Raw genomic sequence first — 12,167 nt, 5'->3', positions numbered from 1 at the left:
GGCCTGAGGCCCGCCGCCGCTGACGTCTGTCCGGCGGCTCGCACGGAGCCGCCACCCGGGGCTACTTGCCCTGGCCCAGCTCCCAGAGCTGGAGGTCGGAGGAGCCGTTGAGGAGGCGCTCCACTCCGGTGACGCCCTTGCGGGCGGCCACGTACTGCTTGCCCTGCCACAGCGGCAGGATCGGCACATCCTCCGCGACGATCTCCTGGATCTTCCCGAAGGCGGCGTCGGCGGAGGAGCGGTCGGCCTTGCGGCGCGACTCGTCGATCAGCCGGAGGGCCTGGTTGTTCACATACGGCGAGTTCATGAAGTTCTCCTTCTCCAGGAACGGCGCGATGTAGTTGTCCGGGTCCGGGAAGTCGGGGACCCAGCCGAGGCCGTAGACCGGGTACTCGCCCTTCTTGCTCGCCTCGCGGAACTTGTTCCAGTCGGTGCCCTTGACGGTGACGGAGAAGAGGGCGGAGCGGTTGAGCTGGTCCCGGATGACCTCGTACTCCTTGGGGGTGTACCGGTCGGTGGCGTAGTGGAGGCTGAGCTTCACCGGGGTCTTGACGCCCGCCTCGCGCAGGATCCACTCGGCCTTGGTGACGCTGGGCTCGCCGTACTTGTCGTAGAAGGCGTTCTTGTGGCCGCCGATGCTGGACGGGATGAGCGAGTACAGCGGCTCGGTGGTGGAGTTGTAGACCTCGCTGGCGATCTGACCGCGGTCGAGCAGCGCGGCCATGGCCTGGCGTACGGCCTTGTCCTTGACCGAGGGGTGCTCGGTGTTGAAGGTCAGGTACTGGATGAACAGGCCCGGCAGCTCGGTGAGCTCGATGTCCTTGTTCGGCTTGTCCAGCATCTTCTGGACCTGCTCGGAGCCCAGCTCCCGGGTGGCGACCTGGATGTCGCCCTTCTCCAGGGCCTTGCCCATCGCCTCGGCGCTGTCGAAGATCCTCAGCTCGACCTTGGAGTTCTGGAGCTTGACATCGCCCTTGTAGGACTTGTTCTTACTGAAGGTGATCTTGCTGACCCGGCCGCCCTTCGCCTCGGACTTCATGGTGTACGGGCCGGAGCCGTCCACCTCAAGGCCGTCACGGAGCTTGCCCGCCTTGTACTTCTTCTCGCTGACGATGGCCGCCGCCGGGGTGGCGAGCTTGAACGGGAAGGTGGCGTCGGGCGTGGCCAGATGGAAGACGATCTCGCGGTCGCCCTTGGTGTCGATGGTGTCGACATTGGAGAGCAGCGCGGCGGCGCCGTTGTCGTCGTTGATCTTCAGCAGCCGCTCGATGGAGAACTTCACATCGCCGGCGGTGAGCGCGGAGCCGTCGGAGAACTTCAGCCCCTCACGCAGGGTGCAGCGGAAGCTCTGGGACGCCTTGTCCGTGAACTCGCAGGACTGGGCCGCCTCCGGGACGGGGGAACCGCCGCCGCGCGGGGCGTGCATCAGGGTCTGGAGGGTCTGCCGCAGCACGTTCCAGGAGCCCGTGTCATAGGCGTACGCCGGGTCCAGGGGCGCGGGCGAGTCCTTGCTCGCGATCAGCTGATCCGTCATACCGACGACCAGGGAGCCCCCGTCCGCGCCGTCGCCCTCGGAGCTACCGCACGCGGCGAGCACCGGCGCGAGCAGGCCCACCACGGCGGGCAGCACCAGAGTCTTACGGTTCATCCTGGACGTTCTCCTCATCCGGCACTGGGATACAGCGGTCTCGGGGAGGCTTCGCCCCTCACCCGTCGGGGTTGTCCGGACGGCCCGTAAGCCGGCCCGGCCGGGACGGTGGAGGCGCACGATCCGCCTGGGGCGCGTCACGGTGCGGCGAAGACTCGCGACGAGATTAGTCGGCGGCGCCGAGTGGGCCGGACCCGGTGTTTCCGGGCCTGTGTTCGCTGAGTGAGCGCCTCTGTCGCTGAGTAGATGATCAGTGCTCGGAATGATTCGTAAACTCCTCCACCAATCCGGACACAAGGTCACATCTTCCGGACCGGAGGGGAATGCCCGGAGAGTACGGAACCCCGCCCATCGGGCGGGTCACGGTGACGAACGTCACGCCGGAAAACATTCGGAGGATTCCTGCGGAACGGCTATGCGCGGCGGGCGGCGGGTCCTCGCACCGGAATGTTTCCTCCAGCGTGGTCGGGACGGTACGGAACGTGCCCGTCGCTCACGCCCCCGGCGCCACCAGCTCCCGGAGAAAGGCGAGGTCGACGTGCTCCAGCGAACCCACGACGATCCGGCCCTCGGCGGGGGCGATGGGGGCGATGGAGGGGACCGCGACCACCCGGCACCCCGCCGCCTCGGCCGAGGCCACACCGGTGGCGGTGTCCTCGATGACAGCGCATCTCGCGGGCTCCGCACCGAGCTCGCGGGCGGCGAGGAGATAGGGATCGGGATGCGGCTTGGTCCGGGTGACCTCGTCGCCCGCGACGGAGAGGGCGAAGTTCGCCGGGCCGAGGGAGAGCAGGACCCGGTCGATGATCCTCCGGTGGGAGGCGGAGACCAGCGCGGTGGGCACCCCGTGGGCGGCCAGCTCGGCGAGCAGCCGCTCGGCGCCCGGCATCAGGGGGACATCCCGGCCGATGCGGTCCTCGAAGCGGTCGTTGAGCAGCACGGTCAGCTCGGGCAGCGTGATGTCCGCGCCGGTCGCCTCGATGAGATATCCCGCGCTGCGGCTCATCGGGCCGCCGACGACGACATCGCGCCATGCCTCGTCCAGCTGGTGACCCAGCTCGGCGAAGACATCACGCTCGGCGTCCCACCAGAAGCCCTCGGTGTCCACCAGGGTTCCGTCCATGTCGAGGAGGACCGCCTGAAGGGCGGAACGTTCCGCCGAACGGGTCAGGGACGCGGGGACCGTGCTGGTCATCGGCACACCTCCGGGAGGGACGAGAAGGCCGGTCCCCGGTCCGCACGGCTTCCCCGTGCGGAGCAGCGACCGGCCCGCGGTGGACCGACCAGTGTACGACGTGTCACTGGCACATGCCTCGGCCGGACGGACGAGGGGTTACCGGGCCGGTAATCCCTCGTCCACCGGGCGTCAGCGCGCGTTGAAGTACTTCGCCTCCGGATGGTGGATGACGATGGCGTCGGTGGACTGCTCCGGGTGGAGCTGGAACTCCTCCGAGAGATGGACGCCGATCCGTTCCGGCTGGAGCAGGTCGGCGATCTTGGCCCGGTCCTCCAGATCGGGGCAGGCCCCATAGCCCAGAGAGAAGCGGGCGCCCCGGTACTTGAGGGCGAACATGTCCCGTACGTCGGCGGGATCCTCGCCCCCGTAACCGAGTTCGGCGCGGACCCGGGCGTGCCAGTACTCGGCGAGCGCCTCGGCGAGCTGGACGGAGAGCCCGTGGAGTTCGAGGTAGTCGCGGTAGGCGTTGGCACTGAAGAGTTCGGCGGTCTTCTCGCCGATACGGGAGCCGACGGTGACGACCTGGAGGCCGACGACGTCCTTCTCGCCCGACTCCTCGGGGCGGAAGAAGTCGGCGAGGCAGAGCCTGCGGCCACGGCGCTGGCGCGGGAAGGTGAAGCGGGTGCGCTCGGTGCCGTCCTCGTTGAGGAGGATCAGGTCATCGCCCTTGGAGACACAGGGGAAGTAGCCGTAGACGACGGCGGCCTGGAGCATGTTGTCGGTGTGGAGCCGGTCGAGCAGACCGCGCAGCCGGGGCCGCCCCTCGCTCTCCACCAGCTCCTCGTAGCTGGGTCCGTCGCCGGCCCGGTTCTGCTTGAGGCCCCACTGGCCCTTGAAGAGGGCGTCCTCGTCGAGCCAGGTCGCGTAGTCCTTGAGCGGGATGCCCTTGACCACCCGGGTGCCCCAGAACGGCGGGGTGGGGACCGGGTTGCCAGTGGAGACATCGGAGCGGACCGTACCCTCCGGTTCCGGCTGCTGGGTCTGCTGGACGGTGGCCGCCGGGCGGACCCGGCGCTGCTTGAGCTCGGGGAGGGTGGCACCGGGGGTGCCGCGCTTGACCGCGATCAGGGCGTCCATCAGCCGCAGCCCCTCGAAGGCGTCCCGGGCGTAGCGGACCTCGCCGTCGTAGATCGCGTGGAGGTCCTGCTCGACATAGGCGCGGGTGAGGGCGGCGCCGCCGAGGATGACGGGGAAGCGGGCGGCGAGCCGGCGCTGGTTCAGCTCCTCCAGGTTCTCCTTCATGATGACGGTCGACTTCACTAGGAGCCCGGACATGCCGATCACATCGGCCCGGTGCTCCTCGGCGGCCTCGACGATCGCGGAGACGGGCTGCTTGATGCCCAGGTTGACCACGTTGTAGCCGTTGTTGGAGAGGATGATGTCGACGAGGTTCTTGCCGATGTCATGGACGTCCCCGCGGACGGTGGCCAGGACGATGGTGCCCTTGCCCTCCGCGTCGCTCTTCTCCATATGCGGTTCGAGATAGGCGACCGCGTTCTTCATCACCTCGGCCGACTGGAGCACGAACGGGAGCTGCATCTGGCCCGAGCCGAACAGCTCTCCGACGACCTTCATGCCCTCCAGCAGGGTGTCGTTGACGATGTCGAGGGCGGGGCGGTCCTGGAGCGCCTCGTCCAGGTCCGCTTCGAGACCCTTGCGCTCCCCGTCGATGATCCGCCGCCGCAGCCGCTCCTCCAGCGGCAGCCCCAGCAGCTCCTGCGTCTTGCCCGCCTTCAGCGCGGTGGTGTTGACGCCCTCGAACAGCTCCATCAGCTTCTGGAGCGGGTCATAGCCCTCACGGCGGCGGTCGTAGACGAGGTCGAGCGCGACCTCGACCTGCTCCTCGGTGAACCGCGCGATCGGCAGGATCTTCGAGGCGTGCACGATCGCGGAGTCCAGTCCGGCCTTGACGCACTCGTCCAGGAAGACGGAGTTCAGCAGGATCCGGGCGGCCGGGTTGAGCCCGAAGGAGATATTGGAGAGACCAAGGGTGGTCTGCACCTTCGGATGGCGGCGCTTCAGCTCGCGGATGGCCTCGATGGTCGCGATGCCGTCCCCGCGGGACTCCTCCTGCCCGGTGCAGATGGTGAAGGTGAGCAGGTCGATCAGGAGGTCGGCCTCCCGCATCCCCCACTGCCCGGTCAGGTCGTCGATCAGCCGCTCCGCGATGGCGACCTTGTCCTCGACGGTACGGGCCTGGCCCTCCTCGTTGATGGTGAGCGCGATCAGTGCCGCGCCGTGCTCCCGTGCCAGGCCCGCCACCTGGGCGAACCGCGAGTCGGGACCGTCCCCGTCCTCGTAGTTCACCGAGTTGATGACCGCCCGGCCGCCCAGACACTCCAGACCCGCGCGCAACACCGGGACCTCGGTGGAGTCCAGCACGATCGGCAGGGTCGACGCGGTGGCGAACCGTCCCGCCAGCTCCCGCATGTCGGCGACGCCGTCCCGGCCCACATAGTCCACGCACAGGTCCAGCATGTGCGCGCCCTCGCGGATCTGGTCCCGCGCCATCTCCACACAGTCGTCCCAGCGGGCCTCCAGCATGGCCTCGCGGAACTTCTTCGACCCGTTGGCGTTGGTCCGCTCCCCGATCGCGAGGTACGAGGTGTCCTGACGGAACGGCACCGACTGGTAGAGCGAGGCGGCGCCCGCCTCCTCCCGGATCTCACGGGTGGGCGGGACCACGCCCCGGACCCGCTCCACGACCTGGCGCAGATGCTCGGGCGTCGTCCCGCAGCAGCCGCCGACCAGGGAGAGCCCGTACTCACGGACGAAGGTCTCCTGCGCGTCCGCCAGCTCCGACGCCGACAGCGGATAGTGCGCGCCGTCCTTCGTCAGCACCGGCAGGCCCGCGTTCGGCATACAGGAGAGCGCCACCCCGGCGTGCCGGGCCAGATAGCGCAGATGCTCGCTCATCTCGGCCGGGCCGGTGGCGCAGTTCAGCCCGATCATGTCGATGCCCAGCGGCTCCAGCGAGGTGAGCGCGGCACCGATCTCGGATCCCAGCAGCATCGTGCCGGTGGTCTCGACCGTCACCGAGACGATCAGTGGCGCGTCGACGCCCATCCGCTCCAGCGCCCTGCGGGCCCCGACCACCGACGCCTTGGTCTGGAGCAGGTCCTGTGTCGTCTCCACCAGCAGCGCGTCGGCGCCACCGGTGATCAGTCCCTCGGCGTTGGCCTGGTAGGCGTCACGGAGCAGCCCGTACGAGGTGTGGCCCAGCGTCGGCAGCTTCGTCCCCGGCCCGATCGACCCGAGCACCCAGCGCTGGTCGCCGCTGGAGCGGGTGAAGTCGTCCGCGACCTCGCGGGCCACCCGGGCACCGGCCTCGGAGAGCTCGAACACCCGCTCGGGGATGTCGTACTCCCCCAGCGCCGCGAGGTTCGCGCCGAACGTGTTGGTCTCGACGCAGTCCACACCCACCGAGAAGTACGCCTCGTGGACCGAGCGCACGATGTCGGGGCGGGTGATGTTCAGGACCTCGTTGCAGCCCTCCAGCCCCTCGAAGTCCTCCAGTGAGGGGTCCTGCGCCTGGAGCATCGTGCCCATCGCCCCGTCGGCGACGACGACACGGGAGGCCAGAGCTTCCCGGAGGGCCGCGATACGGCTCCGGGCGTCGGCGGAAAGAGGCGAGGGGGTCGGCAACGAGGCCATGGAATGCGCTCCCTGGGATGCGACGGCTGTCGGCTTTGCGCCCTTCGGCGGGAAGGACGCACGGAGTCAGGGTAGCCGGGCGGGGCGCGCGGGGGCGTGGGCGTCCCAGGGGACGGACATCACAATGGGTCCGCGAGGGGTCCTCACCCGGCCGGCGCACGGTGGGTGGACCGCGGTCCTTGGGTGGGTGGACTCCGGTCCTCCCGCACGCGGGCTTCTGTTCCCCCGGACGGCCGCGAGATACTCACTCAGCGGTGACCAAGGTCGACATGGACCGATAGTGTTCAGCATTGTCGAACAGTAGTGGAGAGGGCCCGATCCGATGGCGAAGAACATCCAGTCACTGGAGCGTGCCGCGGCGATGCTGCGCCTGCTCGCGGGCGGAGAACGCCGACTGGGCCTGTCGGACATCGCCTCCTCGCTCGACCTGGCCAAAGGCACCGCCCACGGCATCCTGCGCACCCTCCAGTCCGAGGGCTTCGTGGAACAGGACCCCGCCTCCGGCCGCTACCAGCTCGGCGCCGAACTGCTGCGGCTCGGCAACAGCTACCTCGACGTCCACGAACTGCGGGCCCGCGCCCTGGTCTGGACCGACGACCTGGCCCGCTCCAGCGGGGAGAGCGTCCACCTCGGCGTGCTGCACCAGCACGGAGTCCTCGTCGTCCACCACGTCTTCCGCCCCGACGACAGCCGCCAGGTCCTGGAGGTGGGGGCCATGCAGCCGCTGCACTCCACCGCGCTCGGCAAGGTACTGGCGGCCTACGACCCGGTGGCGCACACCGAGGCCGTCGAGGCCGAACGGGAGGCGTTCACCCCCAGGACCGTCACCGCACTGGCCGAATTCGAGGCCGCACTCGACCACACCCGGGCCCGGGGCTGGGCCGCCGACGTCGAAGAGACCTGGGAAGGCGTGGCCGCGGTGGCGGCGCCGATCCACGACCGGCGGCGGATGCCGGTAGGGGCGGTGGCGATCACCGGGGCGGTGGAGCGGGTGTGTGAGGGACGGGAGCTCCGGTCGGAGCTGGTGGCGGCGGTGCGGGAGTGCGCGCGGGCCGTCTCACGCGACCTGGGCGCGGGCCGCTTCTAGCCCCCTGCGGGCCGCGCCGCACGGGCCCGCCCGCGCGCTGCCGTGGCGGAGCCCCGTGCCCTGGGCGCCGCCCGCTCATGACGGGCGGCTCCCACCCTCCCCCAGCCTTCGGCCGGGGGTACCCCCATCGCCTTGCGGAACCCGTGCCCACAAGCGGGTGGGACCGGCGGGCGGTAGGGGCCCAGGGCCGGCTACCGGACGGGGGCGGGTGCCGGAGAGGGCGCGGGGGTGGGTGGGTTGGCGCATCATCGATAACGATCCGGTTTTCGGACACACGGCCCTTGACGCCGTGTTTACCAGGGATAAAACTGCCGTTCATCGGTCGGCATTGTCGAACATCTACCGGTAATACGCGTTAGAGTGTGGACAGCGCCGAGGGCCGATAACGCCCTCACCTTGAGGGCGCGGATCACCGGCTGGACCCGGGGGTCCGCCTTTCCCTGGACGAAGGACAAAGGAGTCGCGGTGTCCAGCTCCGACATCTTTATCGGCGAGATCATCGGCACGGCCGTGCTGATCCTGCTCGGCGGTGGCGTGGTGGCCGCCGTCACCCTCAAGCAATCCAAGGCGCGCGGCGCGGGCTGGCTCGCCATCACCTTCGGGTGGGGCTTCGCCGTGCTCACGGCCGTCTATATGACCAGCGCCCTCTCCGGCGCCCATCTCAACCCCGCGGTCACGCTCGGCATCGCGATCAAGGACGATTCCTGGTCGAACGTTCCCGTCTACTGGGCCGGTCAGGTGCTCGGCGCGATGATCGGCGCCGCGCTGGTCGTGGTCGCGTACTACGGGCAGTTCATGTCCCACCTCCGGGACCGCGAGATCGTCGGTGACCCCAGCGAGAAGCCCATCGAGGGCCCGCACGGTGGCACCAAGGCCGGTCCGGTCCTCGGCATCTTCTCCACCGGCCCGGAGATCCGGGTCGTCTGGCAGAACCTCGCCACGGAGATCCTCGGCACCGCGATCCTGGTCCTCGCGGTGCTCACCCAGGGTCTCAACGCCGAGGGCAAGGGTCTCGGCGCGCTGGGCGCGCTGATCACCGCTCTGGTGGTCGTCGGTATCGGTCTCTCGCTGGGCGGGCCCACGGGCTACGCCATCAACCCGGCCCGTGACCTCGGCCCCCGTATCGTCCACGCCCTGCTTCCGCTGCCCAACAAGGGCGGATCGGACTGGGGCTACGCCTGGATTCCCGTCGTCGGACCGCTCGCGGGCGGTGCCCTGGCGGCCGGAATCTACAACCTCGCGTTCGTCTGACCGGTGCGCTATGAGCCCTGACCGACGAACCTGGGGCGTACGCATACGTACACCGCGCAGGCACAGCCCGATCCCCACCGAATTCCGCAGGAGCACACCGTGACCGACGCACACCACACCGGGCCCTTCATCGCGGCCATCGACCAGGGCACCACGTCCAGCCGCTGCATCGTGTTCGACAAGGACGGGCGGATCGTCTCCGTCGACCAGAAGGAACACGAGCAGATCTTCCCGAAGCCGGGCTGGGTGGAGCACGACGCCACCGAGATCTGGACCAATGTCCAGGAGGTGCTGGCGGGCGCGCTCGCCAAGGCGGAGATCACCCGCGACGACGTCCTGGCGATCGGCATCACCAACCAGCGCGAGACCACGCTGCTGTGGGACAGGAACACCGGCGAGCCGGTCCACAACGCCATCGTCTGGCAGGACACCCGGACCGACGCGCTCTGTCGGGAGCTGGGCCGCAATGTCGGGCAGGATCGTTTCCGCAGGGAGACCGGTCTGCCGCTGGCCAGCTACTTCGCCGGCCCGAAGGTCCGCTGGCTGCTGGACAACGTCGAGGGTCTGCGCGAGCGCGCCGAGCGCGGCGACATCCTCTTCGGCACCATGGACTCCTGGGTCATCTGGAACCTCACCGGCGGTGTCGACGGCGGTGTGCACGTCACGGACGTCACCAACGCCTCCCGCACCCTGCTGATGAATCTCCACAGCATGGCGTGGGACGACAAGATCCTCGCCTCCATGGAGATCCCGGCCACCGTGCTGCCGGAGATCCGTTCCTCGGCCGAGGTCTACGGCACCGCCAAGGGCGGCGCCCTCGACGGCGTCCCGGTGGCCTCGGCCCTCGGTGACCAGCAGGCCGCCCTCTTCGGCCAGACCTGCTTCGCCGAGGGCGAGGCCAAGTCGACGTACGGCACCGGCACCTTCATGCTCATGAACACCGGTGGCACCCCGGTCAACTCGTACAACGGGTTGCTCACCACCGTCGGCTACCGCATCGGTGACCAGGACCCGGTCTACGCCCTGGAGGGCTCGATCGCGGTCACCGGCTCCCTGGTGCAGTGGATGCGCGACCAGATGGGCCTGATCAAGTCGGCGGCCGAGATCGAGACGCTCGCCCTGTCCGTGGAGGACAACGGCGGCGCCTATGTCGTCCCCGCCTTCTCCGGCCTCTTCGCGCCCTACTGGCGCCCGGACGCCCGGGGCGTGATCGCCGGTCTGACCCGTTACGTCACGAAGGCGCATATCGCCCGTGCCGTGCTGGAGGCCACCGCCTGGCAGACCCGTGAGATCAGCGACGCCATGACCAAGGACTCGGGCGTGGAGCTGGCCTCGCTCAAGGTCGACGGCGGTATGACCTCCAACAACCTGCTGATGCAGACGCTCGCCGACGTCCTGGACGCACCCGTGGTGCGCCCGATGGTCGCCGAGACCACCTGCCTCGGCGCCGCCTACGCCGCCGGTCTGGCCGTCGGCTTCTGGCCGGACACCGACGCGCTCCGCGCCAACTGGCGCCGGGCCGCGGAATGGACCCCGCGCATGGACGCCGACCGGCGTGAGCGCGAGTACAAGAACTGGCTCAAGGCCGTGGAGCGGACCATGGGCTGGCTCGACGAGGAAGACTGACGAGGAGTTTCGACCATGACCACCCTGCAGCGATTCCCCGCCCTGGGGACGCACCCGGCCTCCGGTTCCCTCCCGAGCCGTGCCGAGACCCGTGAGCAGCTCTCGAAGGCGACCTATGACCTTCTGGTGATCGGCGGCGGCATCCTGGGCATCTCCACCGCCTGGCACGCCGCGCAGTCCGGGCTGCGGGTGGCTCTGGTCGACGCCGGTGACTTCGCCGGCGCCACCTCCTCCGCCTCCTCCAAACTGCTCCACGGCGGTCTGCGCTACCTCCAGACCGGTGCCGTGAAGCTCGTCGCGGAGAACCACTTCGAGCGCCGTGCGGTCTCCCGGGAGGTGGCCCCCCACCTCTCCAACCCGCTCACCTTCTACCTGCCCGTCTACAAGGGCGGTCCGCACGGCGCGGCGAAGCTCGGCGCGGGCGTCTTCGCCTACTCGGCACTCTCCGCCTTCGGCGACGGCGTCGGCCATGTCATCAGCGCGGCCAAGGCCCAGCGTGACGTGCCCGAGCTGCGCACCGAGAACCTCAAGGCCGTCGCGGTCTACGGCGACGACCAGATGAACGACGCCCGGATGGCGCTGATGACGGTCCGCGCCGCCGCCGAGGCGGGCGCCACCGTCCTCAACCACGCCGAGGTCACCGGGCTGCGCTTCACCAAGGGCCGGGTCACCGGTGCCGAGCTGAAGGACCGCACCGACGGCACCGAGTTCGGTGTCGACGCCCGGCTGGTGCTCAACGCCACCGGCCCCTGGGTGGACCACCTGCGCCGGATGGAGGACCCCAACGCGGCCCCCTCCATCCGTCTCTCCAAGGGCGCCCACCTGGTGCTCAAGCGGACCTCCCCGTGGAAGGCCGCGCTGGCCACCCCGATCGACAAGTACCGGATCACCTTCGCCCTCCCCTGGGAGGACATGCTGCTGCTCGGCACCACCGACGAGGAGTTCGAGGGCGACCCGGGCGAGGTCACGGTCACCGAGAAGGACACCGCCCAGATCCTGGACGAGGCCGCCTACTCCATCCGTGACCAGCAGCTCTCCCGCGATCTGATCACCTACTCCTTCGCCGGTCTGCGGGTGCTGCCCGGCGGTCCCGGCGACACCTCGAAGGCCAAGCGGGAGACCGTGGTCAGCGAGGGCCGGGGCGGGATGCTCTCCGTCGCGGGCGGCAAGTGGACCACCTTCCGCCATATCGGCCGTACGGTGATGAACAAGCTCGCCGCGCTGCCGGGCCACCCGCTGGCCGAGGACATGGAGCCCATCTCCGCGCTGCCGAAGAAGCTGCCGCTGCCGGGCATAGCCAACCCCAACGCGGTCGCGCACCGGCTGCTGGTCGACGGCGGCACCCCCGGGCCCCGGATGGCGGCGGACACCGCCCGCCACCTGGCGACCCACTACGGCTCGCTCTCCTTCGACATCGCCCGGCTGGCCAACGACGACGCGGCGCTGGCCGAGCGCATCCACCCCGACGCCCCGGAGATCTGGGCGCAGGTGGCGTACGCGCGCGACCACGAGTGGGCCGAGACGGCGGACGACGTGCTGCGCCGCCGTACCACGCTGACCATCCGCGGTCTGGCGACGGACGAGATCCGCGCCAAGGTCGAGGGCATGCTCGGCGAGCGCTGACACGGCCCCGGGGTGACCACCCCGTGAACGAGGGCGGCTCC

The 12,167-nt window shown here is 69.7% G+C and carries 7 protein-coding genes; 4 read left to right on the top strand and 3 right to left on the bottom strand.

Annotation, left to right across the window (positions count from 1 at the left end; genetic code table 11):
- Nucleotides 1-61: 61 nt before the first annotated feature.
- The 3 genes from ACFVIM_RS26760 to metH all read right to left on the bottom strand — a co-directional run bounded on the left by ACFVIM_RS26760 (nt 62) and on the right by metH (nt 6,539).
- Nucleotides 62-1,648 (bottom strand): ABC transporter substrate-binding protein, encoded by a 1,587-nt coding sequence (locus ACFVIM_RS26760; RefSeq protein WP_384306212.1) that lies wholly within the window; start codon nt 1,646-1,648, stop codon nt 62-64.
- 493 nt (nt 1,649-2,141) lie between these two features.
- Nucleotides 2,142-2,843 (bottom strand): HAD family hydrolase, encoded by a 702-nt coding sequence (locus tag ACFVIM_RS26755; protein ID WP_384306209.1) that lies wholly within the window; start codon nt 2,841-2,843, stop codon nt 2,142-2,144.
- A 171-nt stretch (nt 2,844-3,014) separates the two neighbouring features.
- Nucleotides 3,015-6,539, bottom strand: coding sequence for a methionine synthase (gene metH / locus ACFVIM_RS26750; protein ID WP_384306206.1), 3,525 nt, complete (start codon nt 6,537-6,539; stop codon nt 3,015-3,017).
- A 322-nt stretch (nt 6,540-6,861) separates the two neighbouring features.
- Between metH and ACFVIM_RS26745 the strand changes: the two genes are divergently transcribed.
- From ACFVIM_RS26745 to ACFVIM_RS26730, 4 genes are all read left to right on the top strand, one after another.
- Nucleotides 6,862-7,626: an IclR family transcriptional regulator gene (locus tag ACFVIM_RS26745; RefSeq protein ID WP_384306203.1), complete on the top strand. Its 765-nt coding sequence runs from the start codon at nt 6,862-6,864 to the stop codon at nt 7,624-7,626.
- Between the two features lie 465 nt (nt 7,627-8,091).
- Complete coding sequence (locus tag ACFVIM_RS26740) at nt 8,092-8,877, top strand: MIP/aquaporin family protein (protein WP_384306200.1); 786 nt, start codon at nt 8,092-8,094, stop codon at nt 8,875-8,877.
- A 99-nt stretch (nt 8,878-8,976) separates the two neighbouring features.
- Nucleotides 8,977-10,503 carry a glycerol kinase GlpK gene (gene glpK, locus ACFVIM_RS26735; RefSeq protein WP_384306198.1) on the top strand — a complete coding sequence of 509 codons (1,527 nt, stop codon included), beginning with the start codon at nt 8,977-8,979 and terminating at the stop codon, nt 10,501-10,503.
- A 15-nt stretch (nt 10,504-10,518) separates the two neighbouring features.
- A complete protein-coding gene (locus ACFVIM_RS26730) occupies nt 10,519-12,126 on the top strand; it encodes an FAD-dependent oxidoreductase (protein WP_384306195.1) in 1,608 nt (535 codons plus the stop codon).
- Nucleotides 12,127-12,167: the final 41 nt, after the last annotated feature.

Source organism: Streptomyces sp. NPDC057638 (genome assembly GCF_042800315.1).
In the GTDB taxonomy this organism is placed as follows: domain Bacteria; phylum Actinomycetota; class Actinomycetes; order Streptomycetales; family Streptomycetaceae; genus Streptomyces.
Note: the sequence above shows the minus strand (reverse complement) of the source record. Positions and strands in the feature narration are given on the sequence as shown.